11 protein-coding genes are annotated in these 20,996 nt (G+C 40.2%); 6 read left to right on the forward strand and 5 right to left on the reverse strand.

Annotation, left to right across the window (positions count from 1 at the left end):
- Nucleotides 1–15: 15 nt before the first annotated feature.
- Both ND6B_RS12720 and ND6B_RS12715 read right to left on the reverse strand, forming a co-directional pair.
- Nucleotides 16–3,441, reverse strand: coding sequence for a LamG-like jellyroll fold domain-containing protein (locus tag ND6B_RS12720; protein WP_033103077.1), 3,426 nt, complete (start codon nt 3,439–3,441; stop codon nt 16–18).
- A gap of 372 nt (nt 3,442–3,813) precedes the next feature.
- Nucleotides 3,814–4,767, reverse strand: a complete 954-nt coding sequence (locus tag ND6B_RS12715) for a glycoside hydrolase family 43 protein (protein ID WP_051686698.1) — start codon at nt 4,765–4,767, stop codon at nt 3,814–3,816.
- 511 nt (nt 4,768–5,278) lie between these two features.
- On the opposite strand from ND6B_RS12715, the gene ND6B_RS12710 reads away from it, so the two are divergent.
- From ND6B_RS12710 to ND6B_RS12690, 5 genes are all read left to right on the forward strand, one after another.
- Nucleotides 5,279–8,110, forward strand: a complete 2,832-nt coding sequence (locus ND6B_RS12710; protein WP_033103078.1) for a TonB-dependent receptor — start codon at nt 5,279–5,281, stop codon at nt 8,108–8,110.
- A 332-nt stretch (nt 8,111–8,442) separates the two neighbouring features.
- Entirely contained in the window at nt 8,443–9,780 is a 1,338-nt protein-coding gene (locus ND6B_RS12705) for an MFS transporter (protein ID WP_010389191.1), read from the forward strand.
- A gap of 14 nt (nt 9,781–9,794) precedes the next feature.
- Nucleotides 9,795–10,739: a glycoside hydrolase family 43 protein gene (locus ND6B_RS12700; RefSeq protein WP_033103079.1), complete on the forward strand. Its 945-nt coding sequence runs from the start codon at nt 9,795–9,797 to the stop codon at nt 10,737–10,739.
- Nucleotides 10,740–10,762: 23 nt separating this feature from the next.
- Complete coding sequence (locus tag ND6B_RS12695; RefSeq protein WP_033103080.1) at nt 10,763–13,213, forward strand: glycoside hydrolase family 127 protein; 2,451 nt, start codon at nt 10,763–10,765, stop codon at nt 13,211–13,213.
- Between the two features lie 10 nt (nt 13,214–13,223).
- A complete protein-coding gene (locus ND6B_RS12690) occupies nt 13,224–13,658 on the forward strand; it encodes an FKBP-type peptidyl-prolyl cis-trans isomerase (RefSeq protein WP_033103081.1) in 435 nt (144 codons plus the stop codon).
- Nucleotides 13,659–13,754: 96 nt separating this feature from the next.
- On the opposite strand, the gene ND6B_RS12685 is transcribed toward ND6B_RS12690, so the two are convergent.
- Nucleotides 13,755–14,765, reverse strand: a complete 1,011-nt coding sequence (locus tag ND6B_RS12685; protein WP_033103082.1) for an arabinan endo-1,5-alpha-L-arabinosidase — start codon at nt 14,763–14,765, stop codon at nt 13,755–13,757.
- 102 nt (nt 14,766–14,867) lie between these two features.
- Between ND6B_RS12685 and ND6B_RS12680 the strand changes: the two genes are divergently transcribed.
- Nucleotides 14,868–15,896: a glycoside hydrolase family 43 protein gene (locus ND6B_RS12680; protein WP_033103083.1), complete on the forward strand. Its 1,029-nt coding sequence runs from the start codon at nt 14,868–14,870 to the stop codon at nt 15,894–15,896.
- A 58-nt stretch (nt 15,897–15,954) separates the two neighbouring features.
- Here the strand turns inward: ND6B_RS12680 and ND6B_RS12675 are convergent, their stop codons facing one another.
- Both ND6B_RS12675 and ND6B_RS12670 read right to left on the reverse strand, forming a co-directional pair.
- Nucleotides 15,955–19,209: a glycoside hydrolase family 88 protein gene (locus tag ND6B_RS12675; protein ID WP_235420454.1), complete on the reverse strand. Its 3,255-nt coding sequence runs from the start codon at nt 19,207–19,209 to the stop codon at nt 15,955–15,957.
- Nucleotides 19,210–19,332: 123 nt separating this feature from the next.
- The gene (locus ND6B_RS12670) at nt 19,333–20,961 is read right to left on the reverse strand and encodes a sodium:solute symporter (RefSeq protein WP_033103085.1); all 1,629 of its coding nucleotides are present in this window, start codon (nt 20,959–20,961) and stop codon (nt 19,333–19,335) included.
- Nucleotides 20,962–20,996 lie beyond the last annotated feature (35 nt).

Below are 20,996 nucleotides of genomic sequence, written 5' to 3' on the forward strand. Positions count from 1 at the left end.
CTCACCCTAAATAGTTTACTCTTGTGCAGTAGCTGCATCGTAGAGTGCTTTGATTGCGTCAGCATCGATTGCCCCGTTAAATATTTTTAACTCATCAACCGCGCCGTTGAAAGTTGTATCCCAGTAGTTTACACCTAACGCAAATTCATTGGTTTCGCCCTCAACAGTAAATACGCGAGGGAAGCCACCTGCTTCAATTTTAAGCTCACCGTTTACATACATCTTCAAGGTGTCACCGTTGGTTCCGTCAACAGTGAAGGCAATATGAGTCCATTCTTTTGCTGGCAGTCGCATGCCTAAATCACCATTATCAAAGAACGCACCGCCGCCATTTGCCCAAAGGCGAGTCGTATTCGAATCAACCATTGAGGGGACTAAGCTTATCCATGCAGACGAGCTTGCACCTGCAAAAAATGCAGTGGTGTAATCTGAGAACATTTCAGGTTTTAACCACATAGATACAGAATAATCATTGGTGGTTATCAAGTTATTTGGCAAACGAACCCCTGAACCTTGAAGGAATACTGCTTGGCCTTTAATACCTTCAACAAAAGTGACGTTACCGCCAGTGTTATCAATACGGTCTCCAGTAGGCTTGGCGTTTGCATAAGCTGCTTTAAGTTCAGTTAAGTCGCCTTCAAAACTATATTCTGCAGGGGCTAATGACTTAACGGTTACTTCAAAAGTTTTGGTATCGGTAAAGTCTTTATAGTTAATTGTTGCTGTTAAAGTAACAACTTGATCACCCGCATTAGCGCTTGGCTGATTAACAACGGCAGTGCCATTAACCGGTTTTAAGAACTCCTCATTATTTGATGTCCAGCTAATACCTGACACAAATGGCCCAACACGCGGTAAGGTAAAGCTTTCACGGATAGCCGTTGTATCACCTAAATCAAGTGCATCAGTAATGAAGGTTTCAAACTTAGTTGGATCAGTTAGGTTGTTTATCGCTGCACCATTGATATCTAAGCTGTTTAATGCGTAATCATAGACGATAAATTCATCAATTTGACCTTGGAATGGAGTATCCCAGCCAAAATTTACACCAAGTGCAAATTTAGCTGTATCAGCGCTAAACATATCAGGGCGTGGCATTGAGCCAACAAGTGAACCATTAGAGTAGTACTTCATTGTGCCGTTAGCATAAGTGATAGTTACGTGACTCCATTGTCCAGCGGTTGCACCTTGAGTCATCTCAATTTGATTCCATTGCTCTACCTCTGGTTCAACTAGGTAGCGACTCCATAAAATTGTATTTGTGGTGAAATGAGGTGCACCCCCAGGGATATAACTTACCCAACGATCAGCATTCTCAGCTGCAAAAAAGGCAGGGCTATAGCCAGTTACAACGTCAGGTTTAGACCAAAATGAAACTGTGTAGCTATCTGAGTTGATTATGTCATCAGGTAATCGAACACCGGTCGCACCATCAAAATCGAATGCTTGACCTGTTTGTCCTGCCGCATAGGCCGGCGTACCAACACCTGTATTGTCCAAGTTGTTATCAGTGGTCATGGCATCAGCAAGGTTGCTTAAATTATCTGTTAAGCCGTTTTCAAAGCTATAGTGCGCAATCGCATTTTTAAATACGGGGCGGGCTTTTAGATTAACATTGAACGTTTTGGTGATAGTTTCACCATTAAGTGACATATTAGCGGTTAATGTAACTGCTTGATCGCCCCGATCAGGGGTGGGAATAAATACGGAGCCATTTGCATCAATGTAATATTCATTACTTGATTCCCAGCGAATAGTCGTACCCGCTTTCCCTTTGGTTGGCAATGAATAACCTTCATCATCAATTGTCAGCTCGGTCTTAATATTTAATGCATCGCTCACAGTTGCTAAAACACTGGTCGTTTCATCAATTTCAGCGACTTTACTGCCCCAGACTGTGGCATTTTCTAACGATACAGCAGAAAAAGTGACGACAAGATCTTTTTTACCATCATCCCATTGCCATTTAGCCACACCGTAGTAAGTACCAGACTCAAGTTCAAGTTTGACGTTTGAATCATCAACCATGTACCAAATACCAGTTTCATAACCTGTTACTGAATGATCGGCATTTAAAGCAATATGAGTAGAGCGCACTGCGCTGGTATTAACATCAGTCCCATGGTTTATAAATTTGTAGTAACCGTATAGTTGCTCAGCCACCACTAAATTATCACCCTCTAGAGGCACATAACGTTGCGGTGAGGTTACCGGCCAACCGGTTGAATTAATGAACATCTCATGCACGCGAACTTGGTGAGCTTCACTCGCTGTTGGAAACTGTGTAGAGGTTTGTGGGAAACGCGTGTGGGTAATCAATAAGTGACGGCCAGTCGCTTCGTCGTAATGGGCAGAGTTATGGCCCGGTGATTGATAACCCCATGCTGGTGAGGTTTCCCCCAGCTCTTGGGTGTATTCAAAGCCACCTAATAGTTTTTCACCGATCTCTAAACCACCAACAGCGGCAATATCATTGCCTGCGGTATCTAAGTATGGGCCATCCGGAGTTTTTGAACGTGCTACACGAATGTTATAGCCACCGTTTACATCAAAACCAGCTACTGAGTAAAATAAATAATAGTAGTCACTTTCAGGGCTATACATAGCAAAGGCGCCTTCAATAGCTCTAAAGTCACCACCCACCAAATGTTTACCATAGCCTTGCTCTGCATCTGGCATACCCGTTTCTTCATCCATTGCCAGTACAAAGATACCGCCAGAATATGAACCATAAACCATCCATAATTGCCCGTCTTTATCATAAAAAGCGGCGGGGTCAATGGCATTCGGGTCAACGGCGCCATTCCATGTTGTTTGGCCATTATCTAGAGGGTACTGTGCAAACTCTTCATCGTTGCGATAGCCACTGCGTAAAAATACGCCTTTATTTTTATATGGGCCTTCAATATTATCAGCTTCTGCGAGGCCTAAGTATGAGCGGTTCCAGCATACTTCATCGACTACATCGGGTGTATCTGGGTTGTCTTGTGCGCAGTGGTTATAATAAAACCAAAATTTACCATTGGGTGCTTTAACAACATCAGCAGCCCAGTTACCGGTAAAGCTATCTGTCCACTGAATACCCTCTGCAATTTCGCTCGTGTAATTAAAGTCAAAAAGCGGGCTTTCATTCACGGCTTCATTAGCGGAAAGGCTTGAAATCATTTCCCAGTTTAATAAGTCAGTTGATTTAGCTGCGGCTAAATGTGAGCCAAAAATATAGTAGGTACCGTCTGTTTTGATTACAGAAGGGTCATGTACGCTAACATAAGTAACAGCAACATTACCAAGCTCATCATATGTAACGCTATCACTGACGGTTGGTTTTGCACTTTGTGGCTGAGCAACTGCTGGCGATGATTCTAGCTTAGTGCCTTCCTCGGAGCATGCTGTAACAGCTAAAGCGCAGGTGATCACCATCGCTAATTTGGTTAGTTTCATTTTTGTGTGTCCTCTTTATATCGAGATATTGTTGTTATTTAATTATGTGTTCAATGAATGCCAGAGTCTGAAATGCAAACCAACATACTATTATCATTTTATAGTACTATTCAAACTGTGCAAGTTTATTACATAAGTAAATTTATTGTTAACTTTGTTGTGTGTCTAACTTGTTAATTTATAAATTATTTTATTTTTTTAGGTGGGTTGGATAAATATTTAGCTGACTAAAGAAAGCAGTGGTTAACATAAAGTAGATACAAGGGTTGTTTTATGATTTTATTTTTAAATAGTTAAAGATTTTGATTCTGACAGATTTAAGTGAGGAGCATTTATGGTTTTAAAAATGCTCCTTCGCGAGTTATGTGCTAGCTAGTTTTGGCTTTCAATCCCTTCGGTAGTCATTATTACGCGTTTTAATGAACCATCTTTATTGTAATATAGCGGGTCTATTGCCACCGAGCGGCGAAAGCGTCCGCCACTGGGCTTACCGTCTTTTGGTGGTACTGCGCCAGTATGATAAATAAAGTAACTTTTACCTTTAAATTCTATAATTGACTGATGATTAGTTTCACTGTTTCCTGCAATTTCATTTAAAATGCCTTTATATTCCCATGGACCATGAACACTTTTACTCATGGCATAACAGATTTTTTCAGGGAATTCGCATGCATAAGAAACATAATAGTATTCATCTTTCTTATGAACCCACAGTGCTTCGGTAAAGTTTGGTAAATCAATGGTTTTAATTTCACCATCGAGATGAAGTAAGTCATCACTAAGTTTTACATATTTAGGTATTAAGTTGCCAAAAAATAGGTAGGTATCACCGTTCTCTTCTTCATAGATAGCCGGATCAATATCATCCCAATCATTAGGAGTGTGTTTAGTCATGTCATCGGTAACAAGAGCGTGACCGATAGCATCTTTAAATGGGCCTGTGGGTGACTTTGATGTTGCAACACCAATAGCAAAACCGGGTTTAGTATCATCATGGCGCACAGTGGTGAAAAAATAAAAGGTACCGTTGCGCTCGATCATATGCGATGCCCATGCCTCTCCTTTCGCCCATTTAAAGTCAGTAGCTTTCATAATTGGGCCGTGTTTTTTCCAATTCACCATATCGGTTGAGGAAAATGCGAGCCAGTCATGCATTTCAAAAAAAACATCGTTGTTGGGAGCTTCATCGTGGCCGGTATAAAGATAAACCGTGTTGTTGTGTACAAGTGCAGCAGGATCAGCAGTAAATATATCTTTGAAAAGTGGATTTTGTGCAATAGCCAAGCTACTCGAAAGTAACAAAGGCAGGGTAAAATATTTAAACATATGTATTCCTCTAAAAACTGTAAATTATTTTGTATTTATTTGTTTTATGGTCATTAGCTAGCATCTGTCAGTGCGCTTGTAATTTTGCGACATGACGCTAGGCGCTTAAAATACTAGCGTAGCAGAAAATAACATTATTTATATTATTATATTTTTAATTGCTTGTTTAGGATAATTTAACAAATAGTATCCATATTTATGTTTTTAAAAATAATGATTGAAGTCAAAATCAATAAATTCAAGTTATTGTTTTTATTTGTATTATTTTTAGTTTGAAATTTATTTCGTTAGAGGTGTGTATTTTCACTCATCGGTTTTTAGATCCAATAATTATGTTGACTGTTAAATAATCATACAATACTATTAAATTGAAGGCAGCAATAAATTAACATAATTAAACGACACACAAATCAATATTCTCAACTGACAACAAGCATATTGAAGTGGTAAACCAGAGGTAGATGCATTAAGTCATACTGCCAATATAACTATAATTTGGAGAGCACCGCTAATGTTAAAAAGAACACACATAGCTAGCGCAATTGTTATGGCAATTACAAGTCAATTTGCCTATGCACAGGAAGAGCAAACACAAGCTCAAAAAGTCGATGCTGATGCGATTGAGGTTATTCAAGTATCGGGAATACGAGGTAGCCTAAATAAGGCCCTAGATGAAAAGCGCGCTAGCGTGCAGATTGTAGATGCAATTGTTGCAGAAGATATAGGAAAGTTTCCTGATAACAATGTGGTAGAGGCTTTACAGCGTGTTACTGGCGTGCAAACAACAGGTCGTGGGGCAGGTGAAGTGAGCCAAGTGTCTATTCGTGGTTTAACTGATGTACACACTACCATTAACGGTCGTAATATTTTTACAGGCTCTGGTCGCGATGTATCACTGCAAGATATTCCTGCTAGTTTATTGTCAGGTGTAACGGTTTATAAAACGCGTTCTGCAGATCAAGTCGAGCGTGGTATTGCGGGTTCAATCGATATTAAAACTAATCGCCCGTTTAACTTTGATGGCAAAAAAGTTGTTTTAGCAGCACGTGGTATTTACTCAGATCAACCAGACAAGATTGATCCAAATATCAGTGCACTGTTAAGTAATCGTTGGGAAGTTGATGGTGCTGGTGAATTTGGGGCGTTATTTAATATCTCTTATGCTGAAACTCATTATCGTGATGATACCATCACCGCAGGTGCGGCTTTTCCATTTTTTACTGATAAACCAGCAACCGGTTACTCACCTTACTCACGTGTTCCAAATAATGATTCACAAGGTAACTTAATTTGGCAAGCGGGTCTTGAAGGTGGTCTTCCCACAGCGCCAGGTTCTACACTGAATGTTGATGGTGTACCTACAGAGTATTTAATTGCTCGTGATGCAATATTCGGTACTTCTTTCTCAGGTATACGTAAGCGTCCAGCTGCTTCGTTATCGTTGCAATGGGCACCAATTGATACGTTAGAGATTACTGCTGAAGGTTTTTATACTGGATATGAAAACGATTCACAAAATGCGATGTGGTTTTCTAATACTTTTGAAAACGGTAATGGCAATATTGAAACTCCAACAATCTTTGATGGCACTAATGTTATCAAAGAGAAGCAAGCTATTAGAGCTGGAGGCTTCCAAAGTGGAGACTCTAGCGCTGAGAAAACGGATAGTTACCTTTATGCACTTAGCTCAAAGTGGCAAGCGAGTGATTATTTGACCATTAATACGGAAGTTGTATACCAAGAAAGTGAATTTGAAACTGACTTTTTTGCTATGCGTTTTGACCGTGTCGCAACTGGTTTAGATGTTGATTTTAATGATAATGACGGTATGCCAGGGATTGCATTTTGGGATGACCCTAATACAGCAGTTAACGAAGCTGACATGGCTGCAATTGATAATTGGAATGCCGGTACGCTATATGATAATGGCGGGGGGAACCGTGGTGACTCTCTTTCATTTACATTTGATGCGGAATATTTATTTGGCGGCACTTATTTAGATAAAATTAAGTTTGGTGGACGTTACGAAAGCCGAACTGCTGAAGAGTTTACGCGAACCCAAGATAGTGGTATTGCTAACACATCGTTGGCACAGCTTATTGAATTACTTGCTGACAATGGTGCATCAGGTGATGGCTCTGGTGTGGTATATAAAGTAGACGACTACTTAGACGGTCGTGCAGATGTATTCGATAGTTTTATTTCTGCAGATGGTGGTTACTTACTTGATAATGCGAATGTAATCCGTGGTATTTATGGCCTTGAGGGTGAAGATAAGTACAAAACTTTTGATATAGACGAAACATCATATGCACTTTATACAACGGCAAACTTTTTCTTAACAGAAAACATTAGCGGTGAGATAGGTGTCCGTTATGTCAGTTACGAACAAGATATGTCATTTACAGCTGAAACCGGCACGAATACAAATATATTTGATTCAAGTTCAGCAAATGCAGATGTAAGTAAAGTACTGCCTAGTTTGATGCTAAATTGGAACATTACTGATGAGCTTGTAGGGCGTATTGCATACACAGAAACTCTACGTATGCCTAACTTTGCTGACTTAAATGCATTGCAATATTGGACTGATCCGTTGACAGAAGGTGCAATATACGGCGAAGGAACAGGTGGTAATCCAGAGCTTAAGCCTACCGAGTCAAAAAACTATGACTTATCATTAGAGTGGTATTTTGCAGATTCTAGTTCTATTTATGCTGCATATTTTAAGCGTGAAATAGAAGGGCTAGTTGTACCAGGTCGCAAAACAGTCGTACGTGAAGGCAACGATGGTGTAACTCGTCCTTATGTTTTAAGTGCGCCAGTAAATGCATCAAATGGCGAGTTGTCAGGCTTTGAACTAGGTGCGGTTTACTTCCCTGATAACTTACCAGATATGCTTAATGGTTTAGGTTTACAAGCAAGTTTTACCTTACTTGATTCATCTCAAGATACACCTGATTTTGACGAAGCTGGAAATATATCAGGCTATATTGATTCAAATATGGCGGGTGTGTCGGATGAGTCATACAGTATTGTTGGTATATATGAGCGTGAATCGTTCGATATGCGTTTATCTTATGTTTGGCGCTCAGAGTTCTACACAGGCAATGAAGCTGCTATATTTGCAAACCCTTTGCAATTTTGGAGTCGTCCAGAACAAAGCTTAGATTTCCAATTTAGCTATGACGTAACCGATGATTTCGTAGTTACATTTGATGCGACCAATATCTTAGATGACGTTTATCAAAGCTACTATGGCAAAGGTAACGATAACTTATTTAATTTTAGTAATGGCATCTACTCACGTACATTTGCGCTAGGCGCACGTTATTCTTTCTAATATTTAAAAAAGACTAAAAAGCCTCAGTATCACTGAGGTTTTTTTATTTTATTATGCAAGTCCATAATTTATTTCCCTTTTATAAAATTAATACATAATTATTTTTAGATAAACACATGCTTATAGTCGAAAATAGTTGCATGCTAATTAGTATGATAATACTATTTATCTTGTTAGCATTAAGTTTACAAAAATAACGAATTCAATGAACATCACAATGCTTTGCAATCGAAATTAGATTCGATACTTGTATAACATATTAATAATGATGGTCTTTTTTCTTTTTTAAATATGTTGCTTTATATAACATATTTTAAAAATTAGGTAGTTGTATGGAAAATCAAAAGTTATCAGTTGTTGAAAAAGTCGGTTTTGGTGCCGGTGATATGGCAGTAAACGTTATGGTTGCTGCATTATTTTATTTTATGTCGTTTTTCTACACCGACATTTATGGTCTTGACCCTGTTGATATGGGGATTTTATTTTTAGTTGCACGTTTTGTTGATGCGTTTACAGACCCATTAATGGGCGTGATTACCGATAAAGTAAAAACGCGCTGGGGGCAGTTCCGCCATTGGTTCTTATTTCTATCTGTGCCCTATGGGATTTCAATCGTTCTACTATTTACCACGCCAGATTTTGATTACAACATGAAGTTGGTATGGGCTTATCTTACCTATTTATTTGCCACCTTAATGTTTACTGGTGTGGCTATTCCTTATATTTCATATATCGGTGTATTAACCGCAGATCCAAAAGAGCGATTATCCGCAAACGGATACCGAATGTTTTTTGCCAAAATAGCGAATGTAGTTATTGTGTTTTCAGTTCCCTTACTAGCGTCTTTGTGGGGCGGTGGCGATATTGCTCATGGTTATAAACTGGCAATGATTTTAGTGTCCACTTGTGGTGTAGCATTGTTTCTATTTTGTTTTTTTACTACTCGTGAACGTATTACTCATGAACCTCAGACAGAAAGCATCGCAACACAATTTAAAACATTATTGAAAAACGATCAGTGGTTATTATTATGTGCTGCATGCGTGCTCGGTACTTTAGGTTACGCAATTCGTGGCAGTGTCGCTATGTATTATGCAACTTATTATTTAGGTGAACCAAGTCTTGCTGGAGCGTTTACCAGTGCTGGTATTGCCGCATCAATTGTATCTATGATCGCTAGTACATGGATCACCCAACGCTATTGCAAAATGAAGCTATTTCGTCAATCACAAATCGCGGTGTTATTCATATCTGTTGTAATGTATTTTGCTGTGCAACCAGGAGATGTATACCTTGCCTTCTTTTTATACATTATTCTTTCCTTTGTGGTTGATTTACATGCCCCTGTGTTTTGGTCAGCCATAGCTGAAGCCGTTGATTATGGTGAAATTAAAGACGGTGTACGTGCCTCAGGGTTATCGTTTGGTGGCATCTCATTTTGCCAAAAAGCGGGTGGCGGGTTAGCAGGTCTTGCCGGTGGTTTACTATTAGCATTTTTTGAATACAAACCAAATGTTGAGCAAACAGAATTCACCTTGATGGGCCTTGCTTTAATGCTGACTGTTATTCCAGGAGTATTTCATGCATTGCTGGGCTTTATATTAAAGAAATACAAAATTACAGATCAATATTATACCGACATGGTTAAAAACCAACGGTTACCAGAATAATTTTAGGAGCATTTATGTCAACTTTACCTAAGCCTTTGATCCCACAACGTGCTGACCCATATATTCATAAGCACACAGATGGTTATTATTATTTTACCGCGTCTGTTCCTGCCTATGATGGCATTGAACTTCGTCGTGCAAAAACGCTTGAAGGACTTGCAACGGCAACGCCAAAAATGGTCTGGATGAAGCCACAAACAGGTCCATACTCGGAGCTTATTTGGGCACCTGAGATCCATTTTAATGATGGCGCTTGGTATGTTTATTTTGCCGCAGCACCGAGTCGTGAAATTAAGCACGATTTATTTCAACACCGCATGTATGCAATTAGCTGTAAAGATGCGGATCCGATTGAAGGCGAGTGGCAGTTCTGCGGTCAAATTGAAACCCCATGGGATACTTTTTGTTTAGATGCCACGACTTTTTATCATAATGATGAGCTTTATTATTGCTGGGCACAAAAAGAACCGGGTGTAAAAGGTAACTCAAATCTGTACTTGGCAAAAATGTCATCACCAACAGAGATCACTGGCGAAATCACGCGTTTAACCATCCCTGAACTTGATTGGGAAATAATTGGTTTTTGGGTGAATGAAGGCCCTAACGTACTTAAACGTAACGGTAAAATATTCTTAACGTATTCAGCCAGTGCCACCGATGAAAACTATGCTATGGGCTTGCTATATGCGGACCTAGATAGTGATTTATTAGATATAAATAGCTGGACTAAAGTACAAGAGCCGGTATTTCGTAGTAATGAGCCTAAGTCGATGTTTGGCCCCGGGCATAACAGTTTTACGCAAGATGAAAATGGTAATGACGTACTAGTTTATCACTGTCGTCAATATACTGAAATTGAAGGTGACCCACTGTGGAACCCAGATCGTCATACCTTCACAAAATCATTAAATTGGGATGATAACGGTATGCCTGTTTTTGGTAAACCTGGCGAACAATAAAAAATAACAAAAGGACTCTGTGTATGTTTGATTTAGCAGTAAAAAAATTACCACACGTTATTAGTTTTTCACTTGCGGTAATGTTGTTATCGGCTTGCAGCGAACACCCAAATACAGATGATAAAACTGTTAATACGCATCATACACAGAGCACACCACAACAACTTTTTGCACTTGAGCAAGTTAGCTTAAGTGCAAGCCCGTTTTTACATGCCCAGCAAACTAACGTTCGTTATTTATTGGCATTGCACCCAGATCAATTATTAGCCCCTTACTTACGTGAAGCTGGTATCGAGCCCAAAGCGTCATCTTATGGTAATTGGGAAGACTCGGGACTTGATGGTCACATTGGCGGTCATTATTTATCGGCGTTAAGCCTTGCGTGGGCTGCAACTGGCGATGAAGAACTAAAGCACCGTTTAGATTACATGTTAAATGAGCTACAACGCGCACAACAGGTTAATGACGGTTATTTAGGAGGCATACCAAATGGTCAAGCGATGTGGCAACAAATCCATGATGGCAATATTAAAGCCGATTTATTTAGTTTAAATGATCGTTGGGTGCCGCTTTATAACATAGACAAAATTTTCCATGGCTTGCGTGATGCTTACTTGATTGCAGGCAGTGAACAAGCAAAAACCATGCTGTTTGATTTAGGCGAATGGTTTTTAAACTTAACCTCTAAGTTAAGCGATGAACAAATTCAACAGATGCTATATTCAGAATACGGTGGTTTAAATGCGGTATTTGCCGATATGGCTACTATCGGTAATGATAAACGTTACTTAAAACTAGCACGTCAATTTACTCACCATAGCATTGTCGATCCGCTGTTAAAAAAACAAGATAAGCTAACTGGCTTACATGCTAATACCCAAATTCCAAAAATTATTGGTATGTTGAAGGTCGCTGAGGCCAGTGATGATGAAGCGTGGCAACAAGGCGCAGATTATTTTTGGCAAACAGTGACTAAAGAGCGCTCAGTGGCTATTGGTGGTAACAGTGTACGTGAGCATTTTCACGACAAAAAAGACTTTACCGCGATGGTTGAAGATGTTGAAGGCCCGGAAACCTGTAACACGTACAACATGATGAAACTCAGCAAGCTTCTGTTTCTGAAAACCGCGGACACTCGCTATTTAGAATACTACGAGCGCGCAACCTATAACCATATTTTATCGTCGCAACATCCTGAGCACGGTGGGCTTGTGTACTTTACGCCGATGCGTCCTGGGCACTATCGTATGTATTCATCGGTACAAGATTCAATGTGGTGTTGTGTCGGTTCGGGTATCGAAAATCATAGTAAATACGGTGAGCTGATCTACAGTAAAAATGACGATAACTTATGGGTAAATCTATTTATTCCAAGTACGCTTGATTGGCAGCAACAGGACTTAAAAGTAACTCAACAAAGCCATTTTCCGGATGCTAATAATATAACCTTAGTGATTAACACATTAGATAAAAAACATAACTCATCAGCGCAGCTGCATATTCGTAAACCAAGTTGGATCACTGGGGATTTACAGTTTAAGCTTAATGGCAAACCTATAAATGCTACAGCAGAGCAGGGTTATTACAGTATTAATAATAGCTGGCATGATGGCGATAAACTCGCTTTTTCCTTAACCCCAAAGCTGTACACAGAGCAGTTGCCTGATGGCCAAGATTACTATGCGGTATTGTATGGTCCTGTGGTAATGGCAACTAAAGTACAAGCGTTTAAAAACGAGCAGTTGAATTTTGTGGCAGACAACAGCCGCATGGGTCATATTGCAGCAGGGCCTACCTGTCCACCCGAAGCACTTCCTATCATGCTCAGTGAACCTGAGCAGTTTATTGCTGATTTAAAGCGAGCGCCTAGCGCTGAACTTGCATTTACCACAGATAAAAATGTCGCCATAGCTCAGCAGGGTATAGGGAGTACACAAACAACTCAGTTAATTCCGTTCTTTAGGCTTCATGATAGTCGCTATCAAGTTTACTGGCCGCAGCAAAGTGAAGCCGAATTTACTCAGTTCGTGAAAGATTCAAAAGCTGCTGAACAAGCAAAAGAGCAATTACGATTATTGACCGTTGACCAAATAACACCGGGCGAGCAACAGCCTGAAGTTGAGCATGACTTTAAAGGTGAAAATACCCGTGCAGGTGTTAATAACGGCCATCATTGGCGTGATGCAACAGGTTGGTTTGAATATAAGCTAACTAACTTAGAGCAGCAGGCAGTTGCACTGCGTATCCGTTATTTTAATGCAGATATAGGCCGTAAGTTTACTATCACAATTAATGGTGAGGTGCTGGCAAAAGTTAGCTTACCCGCTAAGCAAACTGATGCAGAATTTTACAGCATTGATTATCCATTAACTGATGAAATGAAAAAAGCTAGCTCATTAACACTGCGCTTTAGTGCAATAAAAGGATCGGTTGCTGGTGGTATTTACGGTATTCGTTTAATCAATAATAACTAGTAGGACGAGTATGAGTTTACAGCATTATGACGATGTCCATTCTAAAGTGAGTGTTCGGCGTTACCCGCTCGCAGAGCAATACATAACACAGCCCGAAGTGCATGTAACTGGCTCGGGATTAATGTATCGTATTATTGAACTGGGAAGTGGCGAACCACCTTCATGGGATGCTACTGTTAAGGTGCAGCAACGCGTGATGACTGCAACAGGGCATGTGCTTTATGATACGCGGCAAATTGAGCAAGTGGCTGAGTATGAAATAGCAGAAGCGATAGAAGGTTTGCAAGAAGCACTCATGCTGATGCCTAAAGGCAGCCGTTATGAACTTTTGATTTTACCGCATCTTGCCTACGATATTTACAGTGTGGCACTGAATGAATCTTTAGCGATAAGCAGTGAGCAGCTTATTTTTATGGATATTAAACTCATTGATTTTAAAGAGTAATCGTGAGCTAGAGCAGTAATTTTTGTATTGAGAATGCGATATATCAAAACTAAAAACCTGCAAAAAATGCAGGCTTTTAGTGGCTGTTCTTAAGTGTTACTTCTCAATCAGCTTAGTGGTGCGCTTGTTTAGATCGCTACTATCAACCACAGGCCAGTTATCGTCCCAAGTCATCGGTAGAATACGTAATTTTTGTAAACCGTTATCAGCCGTTTCGTAAGCATGAAGTACTAAGTAATCTTTACCGTCAAAGGTATAAGCAGCATTATGACCAAGCGCGACCCAGTCTTTATTACCTTCGATCACCAGCGAACCACCGCCATTATTTAAGTCACGACCTTCTTTATCAAGGTATGGGCCTTCTACGTTTTTACTGCGCCCTACACGGACATTGTAATTGCTGTCTAAACCTTGGCAGCATTTATCAAACGACACAAATAAGTAGTAATAACCATTCTTTTTAAAGATATACGGTGCTTCTACAGGCCCGTGTTCAGTGTTAGGGCGTGCTGAAATGCTATGCCATTCTTGCGGTTGAGCAAGTCTTACCATGTCATCGTCAAGTTTAACTAACTTAAGGCCGCCCCAAAACGAACCAAAGCTCATCCATGGTGTACCATTGTCATCTTCAACAATTGCAGGGTCAATCGCATTCCAGTTATCACGCTCAGGCACAGACTGTATAACTATACCATGATCTATCCACTTATAATCTGGTGATTTAGGGTCTAGAGTTTCGTTAACCGTTACACCAATTGCAGAGGTGTTTTTACCAAACGCAGACACAGAATAATAAAGATAAAATTTGCCATCTTTTTGATATACATCCGGCGCCCAAAGGTGGCCACCAAAGTCACTGGCAATGCGTTTTGCCCAGCTCGGCTCATCTTTAAATACGCGCCCGGTAAGCTGCCAATTTTTCATGTCTTTGGACTCGTAATACGTGATCCCCATACCCGTGCTAAAGACGTAATAGGTATCGCCTTCTTTGGTCATTACAGGGTCGTGTACTTCAACTTGTTTAGCCATGGTATTACTTGCTAAACAAAGTAATGTGCTTGCACCGAGCAGTTTACATGTATGAGCGAACTTTTTTGCGTGTTTCATAGTTGCCTACCTTTTTATTTTAATCATTAAACTTATCAGCTACTATAATATATGTAATACAATATTAACAATGGAAATTAAACTATAAAAATAGGAAATACCATGGCCAAGAATCTGATTGCCACTGCAATTGTAAGCGTACTTAGTATGTCATGCTTTTACAGTGTTGCAGAGGCAAATAATAGCCCAACATTAATGCCAATTGATAACCCGATTGTTTTGCAACGCGCTGATCCTTGGTTGGTCCGCGATGAAAAAACCGGTTGTTATACCTTTATTGGTACATCCCCTAAGTTTGATGAAATAGAGCTACGTCAAGCTTGTAGACTTAATGACTTGAAACTAGCAGAGCCAAAAGTGATTTGGCATAAAAATGAAAAAGGCCCAATGAGTACCAATATTTGGGCACCAGAGCTACATAAAGTTGATGGCAGTTGGTATATTCATTTTGCAGCGGGTGATGTAGAAAAGCCGTTTAGTATTCGCATGTTTGTGCTTAAAAATGACAACAAAAATCCGATGAAGGGCCAATGGCAAGAAATGGGGCAGTTAAAAACCCACCTTGATAGCTTTTCATTGGACGCCACAACATTTAGCCATAAAGGTAAGCGTTATTTAGTGTGGGCACAGCAAAACCAACCTGCAACGTATAACTCCGCATTGTGGATTGCACAAATGGACTCTCCAACATCGATAAAAGAGCCAATAGTTAATATTTCAGAGCCAACACTTGATTGGGAAATACAAGGCTATAAGGTGAATGAAGGAGCTGCAGTGATGATCCGTGAGAGGAAAGTGCTACTTACGTATTCTGCCAGTGCGACTGATCATCGATATGCAATGGGCTTGTTATGGGCCGATGCTGATGCTGACTTACTCGACCCAGCAAGCTGGCATAAAAAGCCACAGCCAATTTTTGCAAGTAACGAAAAAGTAGGGCGTTTTGGTCCAGGTCACAATAGTTTTGTAAAAGCAGAGGACGGTGTTACAGACTTATTAATTTACCACAGCCGTGATTATAAAGAGCTTAAAGGAACACCGTTAACAGATCCAAATCGCCATGCGCGAGCGCGTATAATAAAGTGGGATGACCAAGGATTTCCTATTCTTTCGCCAGAGTTTCCGGACTAATTATAGAGCTGATAATAAAAAAGGAGCCTGTGGCTCCTTTTTAATGAATTAGGGCTGATTACTCAACAATAATCCCTACAGCATCTAAATAATAGTCTGTCCAGCTATTATATTGCCCTTGTAACCACATAATCACTTTATGTTGATCAGAGTTGACTATCATAGGGCGTAAATTTTCATTGTTTTTATCATGCGTTAACTGTTCCCATTGAATACTGTTAGTATCATCATCAAGCCCAATGTGTGCGCTAAATATTTGATGCGGCATTGCTAAAGACTCACCCGTAGTCGGATTCACATTACTTGAAATAACCACATGAGTAGGGTCGCTAGGATCCACAGTGATTAAGCCTGTATAACTGGCCTCACGGTCATATAAACGGCTTCCTGCAAACGCAACTTCACGGTCATGCCATTTTTTGCCATCCCAAGATGCAATACGATAACGCTGATCTAGATTATTTAAGTAATAAGTATAAGCAACGTGTGGGTAGCCTTTATTATCAAAAGCCACCGAGCTTGTCCATGCACTTTTTTCAACACTTAAATCAACGCCACGGAAGTTGCCGCCGCCACCTTGAAATAATTTCTCTGCTTCAGATGGTTTTAATGGCCCATCCTTTTTAAGGTTTTTAATTAATGTGCCATCCACGTTATAGAAATTACCTTTTCTAAACTCAGAATAATAAATGCTGTTACCAAAGTCGCGAGGGTGGGCATCAGTGAATGACAAACCTATGGTGTCTTTGCTATTCCCTGCATAGCGTGCATACGGTCTTTGTACGCCAGGGACTTCATTTTGAATTAGATGAACATGTTCATCGCTCCAGGTAGCACCATCGTCTTTTGATGTAACATACGTTGGATTCCAATCAATACCGCGATAAAGGTTATAAAGTGTTCCTTCATCGGATAAGTCGTATAAGTTCATGTAGGTTACGTTGGCAGGACTTTGTATCGTTTTCTCTTCGCCCCAACTTAAAAAATTGTCAGAATTTGAAATACGGTAGTAATGTACTTTTTCACTATTATGACGTGCGTAAACGGTTAATACAGTGCCATCAGGACGCGCATAAAAAACCGGTGAGTTATGATCATCATGGTCAAATTCAGTTTTTAATGTGGTACGACCGAGTAGTTGCTTCTTAACTAGGTCGTAAACACCTACTGCAGCGTCACCCACACCATTGCCAGCAACGCTACCGATAATTAATTTACCGTTTTGGATAATGGCGCGGGGATCTTGAAACCAACACCACCCGGCATTATGCATTAACGTTTGAATTGTATTGTGAGCGACGTGTTTTTTTGGTTTTTCATCTTCAAGTAGTTTATACACTTCACTACCGGCTGCTAAAAATGCCCCAACACCATACACTTCAGTGTAATCTGGAAATGAATCTCCAGGAGCTGCGCCTACAGGTTGTACGAAGGCTAGCATGCCATCATCGGTAACTGAACCTGAAATCGCACGCCATGCTTTCATTAATGCAGGGCGATACGTTTCTTTATCAAGGTAGCCATTATTGATACCCCATGCTAAACCAAATGCGTAGAATGATGTACCACTGGTTTCTTTGATGGGATAACCTTGTGTACCACCAAGTAAACCCATAGACCATGTGCCATCGTCACGTTGTATTTCAATTAAACGTGCGGCCATCTTTTTATATAAATTAATGTAAAAGTCACGTTTTTCCCAAGTCACTGGTAAGTCCGGAATCATCAGTGCTAATCCACCAAATACCCAGCCATTGCCACGAGCCCAAAAAACGTCTTCGCCATTTTTTTCGTGTTTATCAAAGAAACTAGAATCACGCCAAAATAGCTGACCTTTCTTACTCCACAATAGGTCGTATGTTGCTTTATACTCTTGGTGCATAAAGTCTAAATACTTTTCTTCACCGGTAATTTTAGCTAAACGTGCCCATACAGGCGGCGCCATAAATAATGCATCACACCAGCCCCAACGATCATGGGCATGGGTATTTTCAGCAAGCCAATCAAGAGTGCCGGTTTTTGGGTGAGCCAAAATCCAGTCAAATTGCTTACGGGTGGGTTCGAGCATTTTTGGCTGATGGAAGTCTTCGTATAAAGACAGATAAAATTGACCTACCGTGTGATCATCGGCATGATAAGGGCGTTGGTGTAGAGCCCAGTCATTTCGCTGACCAATTTCCATTAAAAAGTTTGTATATTTATCATCATCAGCAATTTTACGCCATTCGTTCATACCCGCGTAAAGGGCACCATGATGCCACTCTAAATCATGATATTGTTCGCGATTCATCCACTGGGGTGGTTTGCGTGGTAGTGCGCGGTATTTACCTTCTTCTGCAAAATTTGCAATTTGCCAGTCTGCTACTTTTTTCGTTAGTGACTTTACAGATTCTGCGGTTACTTGTGTGTTTTTATCTTTGGCTAAATAGTTACTCGCATAATCTTGCCATTGTTTGAAGGTTGTTATGTCACCCGCTTTAGACCAAGCAAACCCTCCATAATAGGTAATTTCACCCGCTTTATTCGTCTGCGCAACAAGCAGAGCATGCGAGCGATCTTTCTTATCACTTTGTTGTAAAATATAGTGAGTGTGGGTAAATTTAGGCAATAAAACAGATGTGCCTACTTGGCTGCCATCAATAGTTTCCCATGTTGTTATTGCATCACCTTCAGAGTTGACATGTGTCTGTGCTTTACCATCATGGGTAGTGACCCCCACAGCAACTTTAAGCTGTATGGGTTTACCATTGTGTGTAAATTGACTTTGTACTTTATAAAATTGGCTACCTTTTTCCAGTGTGTAGCGTTTTTTCTCGGTGATGTCTTGATCGGTATACTGGTAAGTGAGCTCAAAAACGACTTTATCAGCGGTTTTTTCTATTATTGAATAATCAGTATACACATTGGGCTGTATCAGTCTGTCGCTCTTATCGGCATTTTCATCCCATAAGGCCATTGAGCCGCAGCCTAATGAATTACCAACATGATAAGGGTCGTAACCTTCACCATGATCTGCATGATAAGAGATACCTTCTCGTTCTCCTTCATACCATTTATTAATAATTGGGTAATCAACGCGTTTAAGCCAGCAGTCAGTGCCACTATTTTCTACCGAATCTTTTAAAGCAGGCCCATAAACGCGAAATGCAACCTTGTCATTTTCAAATGCAAAGTCGTCCATACGCTCAGGAACAAAGCGTGCTTCTACGCTTTTTTGGGGCATTATTGAGGAGCAGCTACTGAGTAATACTAGAGAACTTATAGATGCAATTTTAAGCAGAGTGTTCATCATCACCTCTTTATGATTGTTCATTAATTTGCACTGAGGCTAACAACACGAGAGGAAGCTACCTTGCCTAATTAATGAGAGTCCTTATCTGTATGCAAAAAAGGGGTGATAACACCCCCTATAAACGTGGGAACAACTAATTAAGTTTTACCAAAAGCGATAGTAAATAAACGCAGTGATACCGATGATCCCCGCAGTATGAATGTAATCCCACTTATCTAATCCGGCAGCTACTTCTTTTAATGTGGCTTTATCAAGACTTGAGAAGGTTAAACCTTTGAGTTGTTCATTACTGGCAGGTTTTGTGAAAATACTCACTACAATCATCAGCACAACAACCACAACAAATAATAAAATACAGTAGTACAACCAGTTCATATCGGTGATCCACGCAAATGATGAACCAGCTAAATTATCTTTAAATGGCAGTAACACTAAGCGGATCATACCCAGTACAAAACCAGACACTAAACCAGCAAAGCCAGCTGCGGGGGTGATACGTTTACTACATAAACCTAATAAAAATACAGCAGCAATACCTGGCGCGATTAGTGACTGCACGCTTTGCAGGTATTCATAGAGCACATCTGCAATTAAGCTCATTATGGGTATCCATAATAGGCCTAAAATTACAATGGCTACGGTTGCCAAGCGACCTACTTTTAACAGGTGTTTTTCGCTTGATTCAGGTTTGAACTTTTTATAAAAATCGATAGTAAATAAGGTGGCTGATGAGTTAAATAACGAGGCTAACGAGCTCATTAATGCGGCAACTAGGCCACCAATTACGATGCCTTTAACACCTGAGGGGAGTAACTCGGCAACCAAAGTAGGAAACGCTTGATCGGCACTGTCATAGCTAATAATACCTTTTGCTTTTAATGCATAAGCGATCATTCCTGGTACTAAAAAGATGAAAATAGGCAATAACTTTAAGTAACCTGCAAACATAGTACCGCGACGCGCTTCTTTAATACCTTTCGCTGAGAGTACACGTTGTACAATATATTGGTCAGTACACCAATACCAAAAACCAATAATGAATGAACCAAAAATGATGCCCGGCCATGGAAACTCGGTATCTGAGGCGCTACGGATTAAATGCATATTTATATCATTTAACCGTTCAACCTCTGACCAGCCACCGACTTTATCCAAACCAACAACTAAGATAACCACAGAGCCAATGATCAACACTGGGGTTTGTAGCACCGAGGTCCACATTATCGCTTTCATACCACCGAGTACGGTATAGATACCGGTGATCACCACTAAGCCAATAGCGGATATCCAGAAAAAGTCGATGCCCCAAATGCTTTCGATACCTAAAATAGTTTTAAACGCGATACCACCGGCATAAACAGTCACTGCTACTTTGGTGAGTACATAACTGATTAATGAGATAACCGACAAAAAAGTACGTGATTTAGAATTAAAACGACGCTCTAAAAATTCCGGCATAGTATAAACTTTACTACTCCAGTAAAAAGGCACAAACACCCAACCAAGTAATAATATTATCCACGATTGCATTTCCCAATGCGCTAACGCCATGCCTGATTGTGCACCTGCACCAGATAAACCAACTAAATGCTCAGAGCCAATGTTTGAGGCAAAGATTGACGCACCAATGACTAGCCAACTCGCATTACGCCCGGCTAAAAAATAATCTGTAGTATCTTCTTCTTTTTGTCTCATTGAGACGATGACTACAGCTAAGAGCAAGACAAAGAATCCTGCGAGCACGAGCCAGTCTAATGTACTTAATTCGATCATTTTTGATTCCATTTAAGCCCGAAAGTAACTTTCGG

The organism is Pseudoalteromonas sp. ND6B, assembly GCF_000764215.1.
GTDB classification, from domain to species: domain Bacteria; phylum Pseudomonadota; class Gammaproteobacteria; order Enterobacterales; family Alteromonadaceae; genus Pseudoalteromonas; species Pseudoalteromonas tetraodonis.